The organism is Capnocytophaga gingivalis (genome assembly GCF_002302415.1).
GTDB lineage: Bacteria > Bacteroidota > Bacteroidia > Flavobacteriales > Flavobacteriaceae > Capnocytophaga > Capnocytophaga gingivalis.
Genome location: NZ_CP022386.1, coordinates 239,541 through 255,712 on the forward strand (window position 1 = coordinate 239,541; position 16,172 = coordinate 255,712).

The following is a 16,172-nucleotide window of genomic DNA, read 5'->3' on the forward strand; positions in this document are numbered from 1 at the left end:
ATGTCAGTATTAAAAATTGGAATCAACGGATTCGGACGTATTGGCCGCTTAGCTTTCAGAGCTATTTCAAAACGTGCCAATGTAGAAGTAGTAGGAATCAATGACCTACAAGAAGTAGATTATATTGCCTATTTGCTTAAGTATGATTCTGTTCATGGTACTTTCCCTTCAGAAGTAAAAACAGAAAATGGAAACCTTGTAGTAGATGGAAAAACCATTCGTATCACTGCTGAAAAAGATCCTAACAACCTAAAATGGAATGAATTAGGAGTAGATGTAGTTCTCGAATGTACAGGACTTTTCACTACATTGGAAAAAGCGCAAGCACACCTGAATGCAGGAGCTAAGAAAGTGGTAATCTCTGCTCCTTCTGCTGATGCACCTATGTTCGTAATGGGAGTAAACCATAAGAGCGCAAAAGCTACCGATACTATCGTATCCAACGCTTCTTGTACTACCAACTGTTTGGCTCCTATTGCCAAAGTTATCAATGACAGTTTTGGTATAGAAGAAGCTCTTATGACTACTGTTCATGCTACTACTGCTACTCAGCTTACTGTAGATGGCCCTTCTAAAAAAGACTGGAGAGGAGGACGCTCTGCTCTTATCAACATTATCCCTTCTTCTACAGGTGCAGCCAAAGCGGTAGGTAAAGTAATCCCTGAACTCAATGGTAAGCTCACTGGTATGGCCTTCCGTGTACCTACTGCCGATGTCTCTGTAGTGGATTTGACCGTGAAGACTAAAAAAGCAACTTCTCTTAAAGAAATCAACGAAGCTATGAAGAAAGCTTCCGAAGGAGAACTTAAAAATATCTTAGGTTATACTGAAGAGCTTGTAGTATCTCAAGATTTTGTAGGCTGTACCAACACCTCTATCTATGATGCAAAAGCAGGTATCGAGCTTAACGATCACTTCTTCAAGGTAGTTTCTTGGTATGATAACGAAGCTGGCTATTCTAACAAATTGGTAGATTTAGCTCAACATGTAGCTTCTCTATAATTTATTAAAAAAGACGTATGCTTTCAAGAAAAAAACATGCGTCTTTTTTTAAATCAAATAAGATATAATTAACTAAATACTTTTAAAAATGATTTTTATAGTAGATAGTGGTGCTACCAAAGCCGATTGGACAGCACTGAACGAAAAAGGAATGAAAGAGTTTGGCACCCAGACTCTTGGTCTTAACCCAGAGGTACTTACCGAGGAAATTGTTATGGAGCGACTCACTACTAATGAGCAACTCAATGATAACCGTAAGCGTGCCCGCCATGTATATTTCTATGGAGCGGGGTGTGGTACAGAGCGCTTGTGTACCTTCCTTCACGCTATTTTACAACGCTTTTTCTCCAATGCTACCATTGTAGTTAAGGAGGATACTTATGCCGCTGTACATGCTACCACTGCTGACGGAGAAAAGGCCATTGTAGGAATCTTAGGAACAGGAGCTAACTGTTCTTACTGGGATGGAAAAAAACTCCACCAAGCAGTGGATTCTTTGGGCTATTCCCTTATGGACGAATGTAGTGGGAACTTCTTTGGAAAGAGGCTAATTGTAGACTATTATTTCAAAATTATGCCAGAGCACCTCAGAAACAAGTTCGAACATGAATATGAGCTCAACTCTGATGTAATCAAGTCTCATCTATACAAATTACCTAATCCTAATAGCTATCTAGCTACTTTTGCACGCTTCTTGGTAGAGAACAAGAATGATGGTTATTGTCAGAAAATTATCCGCGAAGGACTGCAACTCTTCATTGATCACTGGGTGGTACAATATGAAGCTCGTAAGGAAGTACCTATCAATTTTGTAGGAAGTATTGCTTTCTATCTACAAGAAATTGTAAAAGAAGTATTTGCTCAGAACAACCTCAAGATAGGTAAAATACTTCGTAAGCCTATAGACGGATTGGTGGAATATCATCTACTTCACAAAAAAATCAAATAAATACCAACCTCAAAATCAATAATGAAAGATTATATTATTGTAGGATTCGGTTTTGCAGGTAGCTCTTTGGTACACTTGCTTGAGAAAAACCAGAAATCCTTTGTTGTATTCAATGATAATCCTGCTCCTGTAACCACCGTTGCAGGAGCTATGTTCAATCCTATAATTCTCAAGCGCTTCACTCCTGTATGGAAAGCTCAGGAGCAGATGACCTTACTCTTACCTTTCTTCCGTGAAATAGAGAAAAAATTACAGACCTCTTTTCTCTATAAGGTACGCGTGTTGAGAAAATTCACCTCTGTCGAAGAAAAAAATAATTGGTTTGTAGCCTCTGATAAGCCTATTCTCTCAGAATACCTCTCCACAGATATTTTACAAGAGGTATCTCCTTACATAAAAACTCCTTTTGGTGTAGGAGAAGTCCTACATACAGGCATGGTTAATACCCGAATTTTGATTCCTGCCTATAGGGAAAAGCTACTCAAGGAAGAGAAACTTTTAGAAGAAAAATTTGATTATGATGCCTTAGAATTTTTAGAAGAAGGGGTACGATATAGAGGAATTACAGCCAAGCGTATTGTCTTCTGCGAAGGATATGGTATGGTAGAAAACCCTTTCTTTAGGGCCTTACCTATGGTTGGCAGTAAAGGAGAATTGTTAAATTTTGAAGCCGATATGCTACAATTGGAGGGTGTAGTGAAGTCCGATGGCTTTATTGCTCCCTTAGGAGGAAATGCCTTCAAAATAGGCACTACCTATGACAATGATGACAAAGACCCCTCCCCTACTTCTGGAGGTAGAGAAATCCTAGAACAGAAACTACGCCAGCTCATTTCCTGCCCCTATCATATTACAGGACAAGTAGCTGGAATTCGCCCTACTGTAAGGGATCGCCGTCCTTTAGTAGGAGTACACCCCAGGTATAAAAATTTATTCATACTTAACGGATTGGGAACACATGGAGCTCTCTTAGCTCCTTATACAGCTACAGCCCTCTATGACTTTATAGAAGAAGGAAAGCCTTTGGACAAAGAGATGAATATTGTTCGCCATTATCATTACTTCGAATGAGTAAATACAAAAATAAAACAAGAGGCTGTTTTTTGGGGACAGCCTCTTGTTTTTTTTAATGAAGAATGAAAAGTGAAAAATGTACCCAAGAAAACACTCATTGTTTTTCATTCTTCTCTCTTCGTTCTTCTTTTTTCTGTAAAACTACTTAGGATAAGCAATTCTTAAGTGGTATATATTAAAGAGTTTTTCCTTAAGAACTTTCTTGATCTTCTCAATATCCTTGAAAGTAATATCTGCATTGAGAAACTGACGTTCTTCTATCTGTCTTTTTACGATATTCTCCACTAGGGTATCAATGGCATCAGTGGTAGGATTGACTAAACTCTTAGAGGCGGCCTCCACCGAATCAGCCATCATCAGAATAGCCGTTTCCTTAGAGAAAGGAATAGGTCCTGAATAGCGAAAATCTTCCTCAGCAAAAGATTCTCCAGAGTCTATTTGCTTTTTGTAGAAATAATAAATCAAGCTATTGCCATGATGAGTACGGATAAAATCGATGATACGATCAGGAATATTATTCGCCCGAGCCATTTCTATCCCATCTATGACATGGTTTTTGATGATCTTGGCACTCTCTATAGGTGTGAGTTCATCATGGGGATTGACAGATGTTTTCTGATTTTCAGTAAAGTAGAGAGGATTTTTCATCTTTCCTATATCGTGATAAAGAGCCCCTACCCTCACCAGCATCGCATTAGCACCAATCGCCAATGCACTGGCCTCGGCTAAGTTGGACACCTGCAAAGAATGTTGGAATGAGCCAGGTGCCTTTTCTGAAAGCTCCCTCAATAACTTATTATGGGTATCGGAAAGCTCCAGCAGAGAGACATTGGATACCAAACCAAATATTTTTTCATACAGATATGTGAGAGGCTGTACGAAGAGCGTCAAGAAACCATTAAGAATAAAAAGCCCCAAGGTAGGGTAATGAATATCCCGTAAGCTACCGGTAGAGATCATCAGTTGGCATAGATATGTCACTATATAAGCTACCACTATATAGGTAATCATCATAAAAAGATTGATTCTATAATGCATCCCCTTAGTATCAAGCAGAAGTACGCCTGCTACAACCACATTGGTATAGATAAATTGGAAGCTATTAGGTACAATAAAGCCAATAAGAATCAACGTGATTATGTATAGGAACATTCCTACACGCTGGTCAAAAAAGGCTTTCATCACTATAGGAAAAATACATATAGGCAATGCATTGATATAATCTGCATTGATCCTTGCTGTCCACGAAACACCTGCTACAAAAAGCAATACAGTGGTGAATATAAGCGTCACTATATTATTGTTGGTGAACATTTCCTCTTTGAAGTGATACAAATAAAGCAAGATCATACTCACCAGCATAGCCACAATAAGGACATACCCCATAAGAGAGAATATTGTAAGATTCTCCGAACTATTTAGTGCATATTCTTTCTGTAAAGAGACAAGCATCGTGAGCCTATCTTCTGTGACAAGTTGTCCCTTTTCTATAATGAGCTGTCCTTGCTTTACCACCCCACGCGAATGGACAATCCTCTTGAGGTTCTCCTCCAGTGCTCGCTGCGTAAAATGCTCATCTACGAATATATTTGGCAGGATCACTTCCGAGAAGATAGCATAATAAGTATCCAAATGCTCTTGGTAAAATGCCCCCTTAAAATAGTTATGAATTTCCTCCTTGGTCTGATTGAGAAAGAAGAAATCATGTATACTAAAAGTAAACACCTCATTTCCCTCTACCAAGAATATCTTCTTATCAGTAACCTCCTGAGAGGAGTAGAAAACCCCATGATGATAGGCCTTTTTTAAGAAATCTTCCCCTTTTTGTAAGAGTTTTTCTCGCTGAGGAGCCTCCACTGTAGCGAAATAAGAAAGTGCTTTCTGGTAGTAATTCTTCCGAGCAGCCCCCAGAAGGGTGGTATCCTTAAAGAAATAAGTAGGCGATTGCTCCTTAATTAGTTCTTTTTCTCGAGCCAATTCCTCATTGGTCTTCTTTAGGGTAAAGTCGAAGGGAGCATATAAAGAAGGGTGTAGCCATGGTTTGCCCGCTTGGAACTCATAGGAGAACTTGCTCCCTTTGGGCAGAAGAAGGACAATCACAGCCACTACAACTATTGCCAAAAAGAGCTTGTATAGTAGCCCTTGTTTAGCATAGAGTTTGTACCAAAAATGCTTTATTTCCATAATATAAGTGAGATTAGAATGTATGGGTTAATCTCTTAATAGTGGCAGAGTGGAACAACGTAGAAGTCCCTCCTGCTTAGAGATTTCTGCATATGGAATTCGCTCTACAGTGAACCCATTGGCCTGAAGCCACTCATTCAAGCGAGTAAAGTTTCGTTCTGTCACCACTACATCTGGTGCTATGGAGAAGACATTGCTGAACATCTGATACATTTCTTCTCGTTCTATATGAAAGAGATTTTCACGCCCAAAAAGTTCTACCAGATACTCATAGTCCGCCTCCTGACGGAAACCTCCCTTGTAAATAATCCCTTGGTGAGTACCTACTGGTTGGAAACAACAATCCAAGTGAAGAGCATTGTCTCGAGGATCTTTGGACTTGACTAAGTCAAACTCTTTGACTATCTTGTTGGGGAACAACTCTTTGAGAAATTCCACCCCAGCCATATTGGTACGAGCAGTTTTATATTCTTGATAATCAGATCCTTTGTAAGTTCCTACTAAAATATGGTCATTCCAAGGCATCACATCACCCCCTTCTATATGTACCTGTGTAGGAGGTACTACATAGGAAGCTGCTGGGATTTGCTTTATGATGTACTCAATGGCTTGGAACTCATTTTCACGTTCTGGAAGGATATTAGCCTTGATGAATTTGTCTTCTATGACAAAGCCAATATCACGGGTAAAAATCTGGTTACAGTCCTCTATAAGTTCAGGGCGATATACCTCTACCCCATACTTTGTGAGTACTTGAGCAAAAGCCTCCATTTCAGTAACCATATCAGCCTCAACCGGATAAGTACCCGCAAGTATGTGTTCTAAGGACTTAGGGTCATATGCCTCCTGGGCAGTAGGGGTAGGACCATTGCTCTGAGCGGTACCCAAGACAACCGCTCGTAGGCGATTCGTCTCGTTCTTTACTTGTATTTTCATCATGGTTAATTTTGGTGCAAATATACGGAAAATATATGAGAATATTTATTTGGTGAAAAAAAGAAAAAATTATATCTTTGCTGCCTAAACAATAATTTCCAATATCGTGAAAAAATATATTACTTTACTATTGCTATTGCTCTCTTGCACTGTGAGTATGGCACAAATTGCTGTTGGGATAAGGCTCAATAATCCATTAGTCTATGGTTCTTCTATTTCTCCCTTATATAATGAAGATGGGAAAAAATTCAACACCTATGGGAATTGGGGCGTTTTCAATTCAGGCGTCTTTGCTCGGATTCCTCTCAAAGAAAAGCATTGGGTATTACATACTGAACTTCTATATAAGAATGAGGGAACTCATCTCAGTGGCTTTGATGTTCCCGATAAGGATAGGGGGCCTTATTATAGAGAAAGCCTCTATGAAGAAAAAAGACATTTTTCCCTCCAATATATAGATGCTCCTTGTCTGCTACAATGGGAAGGCAAGCGTATGTTTAGAGGATACCTACAAGCAGGTTTTTCTCTCAAATTCTTAACCCATGCCTCCTATACTAATGGTTGGTTTAATGCCCCTGATGAGAATGTAACCCCTCATTTTAACCGACTTGTTCTTACAGGGCAAGTAGGGGGCGGTGTGCTCTGGGACATCAAGCGAGTAATGATCACCGCCGATATGCGTATGTCCTGGAATCTTACTCCTATCACAGGCCATCTAGTTCGTGGGGTTGATTTTAGTGAAAGTATGGGCTTTTCTCTCTCGCTGATCTCCATTGGTGTAGGGTACAAGTTGGGATATAAGAAGAAATAACGCCAAACGATGAAACAACACGAAGAAGTCATCAAGGTTTTGGAAGAAAATGGAGGGTGGGCAACCCTTGGTTTTCTCTATCATAAGGTAGATACCTCTGGGTGGAAAACTAAAACACCCTTTGCCACCATAAGGCGAATTGTTCAGGACGAACGCTTCTTTTTCAAAATGAAAGCAGGACTATGGGCACTGAAAAGTCATAAAGAGCAGCTTTTAGAGAAATTTGAATTAGAAGTATCCACTAAGAAAGAACAGGATTTTTCTCATTCTTACTTTCAAGGATTGTTGATTGAAATCGGAAACCTCAAGGGATATCATACTTATATTCCTCCTCAGGATAAGAACAAATTATTCCTTGACAGAAAATTAGGTAGTGTATCTTCCTTGGATCAGATATTAGATTTTACCTACCCTGAAGTAATCAAAAGAGCCAAAACAGTAGACGTGATCTGGTTCAATGAGCGAAAATTTCCACATGCTTTTTTTGAAGTAGAACACACTACAGATATACAAAATTCATTACTCAAATTCAATGATTTACAAGATTTTTATAGTAAGTTCTACATTCTTAGTGCCTCAGAGAGAAAGCGAGAGTTCGAACAAAAAATAACCTATACTTCCTTCAAGAATATAAGAGACAGAGTATCTTTCATTGATTATGATTTTGTAGTGAACCTACATACCAAGAGTTTTGAATTAGCTAAAATAGGACAATTATAAAAAACCATAGAAAAACACACATGGAACCCATAGATTTTAACAAACCCAATACCGAATACGGAGACGATAATATACAAACCCTCGAGTGGCAGGAGCATGTACGTATGCGCCCTGGAATGTATATAGGCAAGCTCGGCGATGGTTCCTCTGCTGATGACGGGATCTATATCCTACTGAAAGAGGTCATTGACAACTCCATTGACGAATTTGTCATGGGGGCTGGCAAGCAGATAGAGGTACGTATAGAGGACAACAAGGTTTCTGTACGTGACTTTGGGCGAGGTATTCCCTTAGGCAAGGTAGTAGATGTAGTCTCAAAAATGAATACAGGAGGAAAATATGACTCTCGCGCTTTCAAAAAGTCGGTTGGGCTCAATGGGGTAGGTACCAAAGCAGTCAATGCGCTTTCGTCCTACTTCTATGTGGCTTCTGTGCGCGATGGACAGAAGAAAAGTGCATCCTTCTCCTTAGGAGTCCTACAGGAAGAATCTCCCTTGGAAGCCTCCAATGAAAGACGAGGTACCTTGGTAGAGTTTGTCCCTGATGGCACCATCTTCAAGAACTACAAATTCCGCTCAGAGTATGTAGTGAGAATGCTCAAAAACTACACCTACCTGAATCCAGGACTGGTAATCGTATACAATGGAGAAAAATTCTTCTCTGAGAATGGACTAAAAGACCTACTTTTGGAGGATAACAATGAGGAAGACTTTGCTTACCCTATTATCCACCTCAGAGGGGAAGATATTGAAATTGCTCTTACTCATAGCCAAAGCCAATACAGCGAACAATATTACTCATTTGTCAACGGACAGAATACCACTCAAGGAGGTACTCACTTAGCTGCCTACCGTGAAGCTATTGTAGCTACCTTGCGCAACTATTACAACAAACCGTACGATGCCTCGGATATTCGTAAGTCTATCATTGGGGCTATCTCTATCAAGGTAATGGAACCTGTTTTTGAGAGTCAAACTAAGACAAAACTCGGTTCCACTGAAATGGGAGATGGCTTGCCTACGGTGCGTACCTATATCACTAATTTCGTACAAAAGCACTTGGATGACTACCTACACAAGCAGCCCGAGATTGCCGAAGAAATCCAGAAGAAAATCCTTCAAGCAGAGCGAGAGCGTAAGGAGCTTTCCGGCATTCGCAAACTTGCTCGTGATCGAGCTAAAAAAGTAAGCCTGCATAACAAAAAGTTACGTGACTGCCGTATTCATCTCACTGATAGTAAGCATGAAAAAGCCCTTGAGAGTACCCTCTTTATTACTGAGGGAAACTCTGCATCGGGATCTATCACCACCTCGCGCGATGCTAATACTCAAGCAGTATTCTCCCTACGTGGAAAGCCGCTAAACTCTTTTGGAAAAACCAAAAAAATTGTCTATGAGAATGAAGAGTTCAACCTCCTACAAGCGGCCTTGGATATAGAAGATTCCATAGAAAATCTGCGGTACAACAATATCGTTCTTGCGACCGATGCCGATGTAGATGGGATGCACATTCGCCTGCTACTCATCACCTTTTTCCTTCAGTTCTTCCCCGAACTGATTAAGGAAGGACATGTATATATACTACAAACACCCCTATTCCGTGTACGCAATAGCAAAGAAACTATCTACTGTTATTCAGAAGAAGAACGTATTGCTGCCATAGAAAAACTCAAAAACCCAGAGATCACTCGATTCAAGGGATTGGGAGAGATTTCTCCTGATGAGTTCAAGCACTTTATTGGTCAGGATATGCGCCTTGACCCTGTGATGATGGATAAGGCCATGAATATAGAGAAATTATTAGATTTCTATATGGGGAACAACACTCCCGAACGCCAAGATTTTATCATCAATAACCTCAAATACGAGGTATAACTAAAGCAAATCCCCACAAGCAACTCATATATACTTGTGGGGATCTTCTTTGTAATCTTTATTCTACTTATCAATATCAATACTATCTCTAATAGGAATAAATATTCTTTCCTTTGAAAATTCAGTTAAAGTCCAGAACCTAATGAAAAAGTAAAAAAGATAGAAAACCTAACTCTCAATCCTTCCAATTACCCTAAAGTTACCGTCCCTCGTGTAATCCAAATCACCTATCGCAATGCTAATGTCATTCTTAAAGCTGTAGGATTGTCCTATTGATTTCTAAAAGTACCTCCCAAAATATTATCTTCTATGCTTTTGAAAGAAATTGAACTTTACTATAAAGTTTAATTTCTTTCTATATTGGTATATTCTTACCCCTAAAACAAATAAAAATAAAGGAATGATATTGAATAAAGAAAAAAAAGAAAACATCATACACCCTATAAGTAACAAAGGAGCATATAAAAGAAGCATTATTACATCTATTAATATAAAATAGGTTTTATCTTCTATATCATAATGATAAAAATAGGGTTTCCCTTTCTTTTCCTTATACAAAAAATAAGGAATAAGGATATATAACAATATAGAAATATAAAAATAGGTCTTGAATAGAAAAGGAATATCTATGTCTTCAAAAAACAGAGATTGTGCCAATGAATATGGAATTGCTCTAAAAAAAGCAATTATATAATGCGGGGTAGAAATACTAAACCCTCCTGTACCAGGCATCGCAACAAAAGCTGTTGTAGCCAATACACTATTATAACATAAAAATAGTAGGAGAACTATATAAATATTACATCTTATATTTATATTGAGATTTTTCATATTTTTAATTTTCAATTATGCAAAATTATTTTGAAGGATTTAAAACAATGATATCAGCAAGATAACATCTTTAACATTGATACAACACATGAATAAGTTTATATTATATAGAGAAACTCTCAATCTAAAAGCCTCTATTATTTGAAATGCACAACGGGTTAAGGATGTTATTAATATATCCAAATAAACAGATTGCTATAATAAGCTAGTTTTTATCAATTTTTAACAACTCTCTTACTTCTTTGCTCACTTTTAGCAGTTGATTATTTCCAAATAAACCAAAAGATTCTAATTTTTTTAGATGTATAAAATCATTACTATCAGCTGTTGCTATTCTACTATCCAAACTGCATTTTTTTAAATTTCCTAAGAATGATACGACACTGAAATTCTCGATTTTATTTCCTTCAATACTTAAGTATTCAAGCTGCTCTAAATTTTTTAAGAAGCTAATATCTTTCAGTTGTTTCATATAATACAAACACAATTTGCTTAGGTTTTTACATTGAGCAAGAAAGGAAAGGTCTTCTACTGCTGTACTTCTTAAGTCTAATGACAATAAAGATTTCAATGATTCCCCCTCTTTATACTGTTTCTTTTTTAAACCATAGAGCTTTAATTCTTTTAGAAAAGGTATGTCCCAAGCTGTTTCAATATTTTTCCTGTCCCAAGACAATAACACTTCTAAAAAAGGGAAATTGGAAAAATCAATTTTTGTTTTGTCTCCATTATCCAAGTAAAGTTTTTTGAGGTTATGAAGACATTGTATCTCAGAGATATCATCTATTCCTGTCCAAAAGACAAATAACTCATCAATAAAATCAAATGACTTTAATGATGGCATATAATCTCTATTCCAACCATAACTATCATCTTTTATCTGTAATTTCTTTATCCTTTTCTCCTGCATATAAGCAGGAAGTTTTTCATAATTCTCAGGAGTAAGAATTGCAAATTCTTTATGATACCCTCCGAACTTTACATCAATATTATTCATATTCCTATCCCCTATTACTACAATTTTTTATGATTTTAAAAATCATTTGGTTTCATATATTCTAAATTTGGCTTTATATAATCATACTCTTTCCTCCTTCCCGCATGGCTCATGCTTCACACCTCTATCAATTAATCTTTGGTGTTTTTGTATTTATAGATTGGTAGATCGTTGAGATTTCAAGAAGAAATTTCAAATATTGCTTGATTTTTCAATATATCTCTTTTCTACTTTTCTTCTCCAAGAAATCTTTTCTTCAAGTAAGAAATTCTGTACTTTATCTACATATTTAAAAATTTTTAGTTTAGTTAATTCATCTATAGCAAAAGCATATAATTGCTCATCATCCAATAGTTCCGCCAAAGAAGACACTACTTTAGGATTGTTTTTAAAGTAATGAAGTAGCATTACAAAACTTTCTGTACCTCTTCCGAACTTATACTCTCTTACAATTTTCAACAACTCTTCTAACAAAATATCTGTAAGAATTTTCTTTTTTGTTCTTGTTTTTCTTATATTATCAATGAGTTCAGATCCAATCATCCATATTTCCCTCTCAAAAGATTTTAAATTTTCTTTGTCATTGGAGGTGAAATATTTATCATAAAATAAACTACAAGAATTATAAAGATAATCTTTCTCCTGAATATTATTAAAATCTATTCTATTCATTGTTACAAGTTGTTTTTCCTTGATTTAAATTTCTACTTTTTAACATTATTCCCTACTGGCTTATTTTGTTTTTAGCATCCTCTATCAATTAAGTCCCAATTCTTTTCTATTACATTGATCGATAAAGAGTTGATACTTTAATAACCTATTCTACATATCACCCCTATTTAACTAACTTACTGGCGAAAAAGTAAGACCACTCAAATTCATTTTCTGCCATTCCTTTTTTATTTCTTCACAAACAAAAATACTCTTTTCACTATCCACACAGAGCAAATCTTTGGTAAGTGTAGCTATTTTCAAAGGATCAAAAACAGTATCAAGAAAAATATAACTCTTCTTCGCTTCATCTCTTATCTTAAAGTATGATTTCTCCCAATTAATACATTCTTCTGTTTGTAGGAAGTTGATAATCTTATAATTGTGTTTTATCTCTTTGTCATCAGTATTAAAGAGCTTAAAAGACAATAATTGTATCCCCTCACTTATCTTAGAATTTTGCAAAATAACATCTTGGAATCTTTCACTTAACAAGTAAATCCCAAAATAAGGAGTCATAATATCTTGATCAAAGAATAATTTTTCTTCTCCATACATCTTAAAATTAATGTAATCAAAGGATTCTTCTAATTGGATTCCATAATTGATTAACCAACGATTATCCTTAAGATCCATCATTTCCAACATAAAATTCTCTTCCGTAATATCTTTACTGTAACTTTTTATTATATAATAACTCATAAGACTATTTCTTACATTTCATTTTAGCACTCGTACCACACTCTAATACATTTCTTGTAGCTTGTCAACAAGTGGCAAATATACAATAAATTATACAAATATACAATAAAAAAATCCCTAACCATTAAGGTTAGAGATTTGTTTTTATAGATATTTCTTACAACACATCTATCACATTGGAGAGGCGTTGGGTGATTTCCTCAATAGAGCCAATACCATTGATAGGATGGTATTTGCCTTGTTTTTTATAAAAATCAATAAGTGGAGCAGTTTTTTGGTTGTATTCGACAAAACGATTGCGGATTTTACCTTCGTCTTGGTCATCGGAGCGACCGCTTACTTTACCGCGCTCTACTAATCTTTTGATAAGCTCCTCATCGTCCGCATCGAGGGCAAGGGTAGCACTGATGGACATTTGTTTGGAGGCTAAGAAAGTATCCAAGGCTTCTGCTTGAGCAATGGTACGAGGGAAACCATCAAAGATAAAGCCTCCTGCATTAGGATTCTTTTCTATTTCTTCTTGAAGTATTTTGATGGTTACCTCATCAGGAACCAACTGACCTTTGTCCATATAGGATTGAGCTAATACCCCCAACTCGGTACCATTCTTTAAGTGGTGGCGGAACAAATCCCCTGTGGAGATGTGTACCAATCCGTATTTTTCTTTTAGGAAAGCGGCTTGTGTCCCCTTTCCAGCTCCTGGTTTGCCAAACAAAACCAAATTCTTCATGTTTTCTATATTTAATTGATATATTTCAGGGAGATTTCGTCCCAGTTCATCATAATCCAATCCATATCCTACGATAAATCGGTTTGGGATAGAAAATCCTATATGATGTACTGCCAAATCCTTCTTATAAGCCTCAGGCTTGAAGAAAAGAGTTACTATCCGTAAGGATGCTACCTTCTTGTCCGCAAAGAAGTTATATATTTCCTCCAAGGTATTTCCGGTATCTACAATATCTTCTATGACCACTACATCACGCCCTTCTATGTCAAAAGGAAGCCCAAAGAGTTGCTTTACTTTGTGGGTGCTTTGTAGTCCCTCATAGGAGGAAAAACGTACAAAAGACACCTGGCAATCCCCTTGGTAAGCGCGAATAAAATCCGAAGCAAACATAAATGATCCATTGAGGATAGAGATGAAAAGGGGTGTTTTCCCTTGCATTTGTTCCTCTACCTCCTTGGCAAGCCTTTCTACCTCTGTAGCTATTCTCTGAGCTGAGAGATAGGGACGGAACTCCTTATCAAGTATCTTAATTAGCATAAATATTTTTTTAAAGCTACAAAGGTATGATTTTTTTGTCATATAATAATACTTTTTTTTATATTTTTTATTTCTGAGGAATAATTTGTTTTTACGATAGGTATTTACTAACTTTGCCCTCGCTAAAAAAACAGCTTTGTACGCAATTATAGATATAGAGACCACTGGAGGAAAGATGGGAGAAGAGGCTATTACGGAGATTGCTATCTATCGTTTTGATGGACAAAAGGTGACCGACCGCTTCATCTCACTGATCAATCCAGAGAAAAAAATAGACGATTTTGTGGTACGACTCACAGGGATTTCCAACAAAACAGTGCGCCAGGCACCTAAGTTCTATGAGGTAGCCAAGCGTATTGTGGAGATTACCGAAGATTGCATTTTGGTTGCCCACAATGCTTCTTTTGATTATCGAGTACTGAGTTTAGAGTTTCGTAGGTTAGGTTTTGATTATCAGCGTAGTACTCTCTGTACAGTGGAGATGTCCCAGCGACTACTGCCCGAAGAACCTTCTTACAGTCTGGGAAAGCTCTCCCGATCTTTAGGAATTCCTTTACTCAATAGGCATCGTGCCAATGGAGATGCTATGGCTACAGTACACCTTTTCAAGCTCCTTTTGGATAGGGATACGCAAAAGATAGCCCTCAGTGAGTTTGTCAAGCAAGACCTCTCTCCCCTACCCATGCATCTGCTTTCCATGCTCGATGGACTACCCAACCAATTAGGAATCTATTACCTATATGATAAGAAGGGAAAGCTCTTGTATATGTCCAAAAGTAAGAATATCCGCAAACGTGTCAATGAACACTTTACAGGTGAGGGAAAGAGAGATATTTTTCTACAACAGCAAGTAGGAAAGGTCATGTATGAACTTACAGGGACAGACCTAATAGCAACCCTCAAGCAGGAGGAAGAACACAAACACATAACCGTTCATTTCAAAACAAAGAAGAAGAAAAAAACCTTTCCCTTTGCCTTGGTCTCTCATAAGGATAAGCGGGGTTACTTATGCCTTTCGGTGGAATTAAGGACGCCTAAACAAGAGGCTTTGGCTATCTTTGAAAGTCAGGAAGAGGGGCTTAACCTACTCTTTGAGATGACCGAACGCTATGAGCTCTGCACCAAGCTTAATGGCTTTTCTCAGGCACGTACCTATTGTTACAACCACTCTATAGGTAAGTGTGCAGGGGCTTGTATGGGCGACGAAGCTGTAGAGGATTACAACCAAAGAGTACATCAAGCCCTTGAGCATTATACACTTGCAGGAAGAACTTTTGTCATCATGGATAAAGGGCGTAGTGTTCAGGAGCGCAGTGTTATCTACATAGAAGAAGGGCGCTTGAGAGGGTACGGATTCATAGAACTGAACTATCAGCTCTCGAAAAAAATCCTCCAAAAACTCATTCTCCCTATCGAGCACACGCCAGAGAAAGCACATCTTTTGGAATATTACCTGAGAAAGCACCCCTTTGCAAAACAAATTCCTATAAAAGATTAACATCTTTTGCCTCTGTACCATTTTTTTTATGTACCTTTGCCCCTAAAAACAACGATAACTGATGAAGAAACGTACCGTTTTGAATTTATTGCTTTTTGCTTTTATTGCGTCCTTCTTTGTAACCAACTTAGGTTATGAATCCAAGATCCTCTTACAGAGATTGTTTGCATCCTCTGTAGAGATTTTACCCAAGGACAAACAATATAGTATAGACCCTGATTGGACTCTCAAGGATAGGGATAACAAGCAGTTTCCCTTCACTCGCTCAAATGGTAAGGTGAAGTTTGTTTATTTCTTTTCCTCATGGCGAGCTATGAGTATAGCTGACCTTATTGGGGTACAAAAACTCTATAATAAATATCACCAAAAGGTTGATTTCTATATCATTACTAACGAGCTTCCTGAGCCTGTAGAGCAGAAACAACAGGATCGAAAGTTCACTTTCAAGGTCACTTACCTTATTCAAGACGTGAAAATGCCTTTTGACCCAGAAAAAATTCCTTCGGGGTATATTATAGATCAAAATAATAAAGTTGTCGCTCAGGGATTTGGCAACACCCGTTGGAATAGTGACAAGGTACATGAGTGTATTGACCATTTGCTTAACTAAAGAATT

General features: G+C 37.4%; 15 protein-coding genes. 8 read left to right on the forward strand and 7 right to left on the reverse strand.

From position 1 onward, the window contains the following. The 3 genes from gap (at window position 1) to CGC50_RS01205 (ending at window position 3,022) form a co-directional block, all read left to right on the forward strand. On the forward strand, window positions 1-1,002 hold the full coding sequence (gene gap / locus CGC50_RS01195; protein WP_002668264.1) for a type I glyceraldehyde-3-phosphate dehydrogenase: 1,002 nt from the start codon (window positions 1-3) through the stop codon (window positions 1,000-1,002). Between the two features lie 88 nt (window positions 1,003-1,090). After that, window positions 1,091-1,951: an N-acetylglucosamine kinase gene (locus tag CGC50_RS01200; RefSeq protein WP_095909351.1), complete on the forward strand. Its 861-nt coding sequence runs from the start codon at window positions 1,091-1,093 to the stop codon at window positions 1,949-1,951. A gap of 21 nt (window positions 1,952-1,972) precedes the next feature. Further along, a complete protein-coding gene (locus tag CGC50_RS01205; protein ID WP_095909352.1) occupies window positions 1,973-3,022 on the forward strand; it encodes an NAD(P)/FAD-dependent oxidoreductase in 1,050 nt (349 codons plus the stop codon). A 144-nt stretch (window positions 3,023-3,166) separates the two neighbouring features. Here CGC50_RS01205 and CGC50_RS01210 read toward each other — a convergent pair whose 3' ends face one another. Both CGC50_RS01210 and CGC50_RS01215 read right to left on the reverse strand, forming a co-directional pair. Beyond that, window positions 3,167-5,209 (reverse strand): HD family phosphohydrolase, encoded by a 2,043-nt coding sequence (locus CGC50_RS01210; RefSeq protein ID WP_095909353.1) that lies wholly within the window; start codon window positions 5,207-5,209, stop codon window positions 3,167-3,169. A gap of 27 nt (window positions 5,210-5,236) precedes the next feature. Then, complete coding sequence (locus CGC50_RS01215) at window positions 5,237-6,145, reverse strand: dimethylarginine dimethylaminohydrolase family protein (RefSeq protein ID WP_095909354.1); 909 nt, start codon at window positions 6,143-6,145, stop codon at window positions 5,237-5,239. A gap of 106 nt (window positions 6,146-6,251) precedes the next feature. Between CGC50_RS01215 and CGC50_RS01220 the strand changes: the two genes are divergently transcribed. From CGC50_RS01220 to CGC50_RS01230, 3 genes are read left to right on the forward strand one after another with little or no spacing between them, the layout of a single operon-like run. Then, window positions 6,252-6,956: a porin family protein gene (locus CGC50_RS01220; protein WP_095909355.1), complete on the forward strand. Its 705-nt coding sequence runs from the start codon at window positions 6,252-6,254 to the stop codon at window positions 6,954-6,956. A gap of 9 nt (window positions 6,957-6,965) precedes the next feature. Then, window positions 6,966-7,676, forward strand: coding sequence for a hypothetical protein (locus CGC50_RS01225; protein WP_095909356.1), 711 nt, complete (start codon window positions 6,966-6,968; stop codon window positions 7,674-7,676). Window positions 7,677-7,696: 20 nt separating this feature from the next. Beyond that, a complete protein-coding gene (locus CGC50_RS01230) occupies window positions 7,697-9,550 on the forward strand; it encodes a DNA topoisomerase IV subunit B (RefSeq protein WP_095909357.1) in 1,854 nt (617 codons plus the stop codon). Window positions 9,551-9,850: 300 nt separating this feature from the next. Here CGC50_RS01230 and CGC50_RS01235 read toward each other — a convergent pair whose 3' ends face one another. The 5 genes from CGC50_RS01235 to CGC50_RS01255 form a co-directional block, all read right to left on the reverse strand. After that, window positions 9,851-10,381 carry a hypothetical protein gene (locus CGC50_RS01235; RefSeq protein ID WP_095909358.1) on the reverse strand — a complete coding sequence of 177 codons (531 nt, stop codon included), beginning with the start codon at window positions 10,379-10,381 and terminating at the stop codon, window positions 9,851-9,853. A gap of 205 nt (window positions 10,382-10,586) precedes the next feature. Then, the gene (locus tag CGC50_RS01240; protein WP_095909359.1) at window positions 10,587-11,378 is read right to left on the reverse strand and encodes a leucine-rich repeat domain-containing protein; all 792 of its coding nucleotides are present in this window, start codon (window positions 11,376-11,378) and stop codon (window positions 10,587-10,589) included. Window positions 11,379-11,570: 192 nt separating this feature from the next. Next, window positions 11,571-12,050 (reverse strand): hypothetical protein, encoded by a 480-nt coding sequence (locus tag CGC50_RS01245; RefSeq protein ID WP_095909360.1) that lies wholly within the window; start codon window positions 12,048-12,050, stop codon window positions 11,571-11,573. A gap of 171 nt (window positions 12,051-12,221) precedes the next feature. Further along, the gene (locus CGC50_RS01250; protein WP_095909361.1) at window positions 12,222-12,791 is read right to left on the reverse strand and encodes a hypothetical protein; all 570 of its coding nucleotides are present in this window, start codon (window positions 12,789-12,791) and stop codon (window positions 12,222-12,224) included. A 157-nt stretch (window positions 12,792-12,948) separates the two neighbouring features. Next, window positions 12,949-14,058, reverse strand: coding sequence for an adenylate kinase (locus CGC50_RS01255; protein WP_002668425.1), 1,110 nt, complete (start codon window positions 14,056-14,058; stop codon window positions 12,949-12,951). 136 nt (window positions 14,059-14,194) lie between these two features. On the opposite strand from CGC50_RS01255, the gene CGC50_RS01260 reads away from it, so the two are divergent. Further along, complete coding sequence (locus tag CGC50_RS01260) at window positions 14,195-15,556, forward strand: exonuclease domain-containing protein (RefSeq protein WP_095909362.1); 1,362 nt, start codon at window positions 14,195-14,197, stop codon at window positions 15,554-15,556. A 61-nt stretch (window positions 15,557-15,617) separates the two neighbouring features. Beyond that, on the forward strand, window positions 15,618-16,166 hold the full coding sequence (locus CGC50_RS01265; RefSeq protein ID WP_095909363.1) for a TlpA family protein disulfide reductase: 549 nt from the start codon (window positions 15,618-15,620) through the stop codon (window positions 16,164-16,166). The last annotated feature ends 6 nt before the right edge of the window (window positions 16,167-16,172 follow it).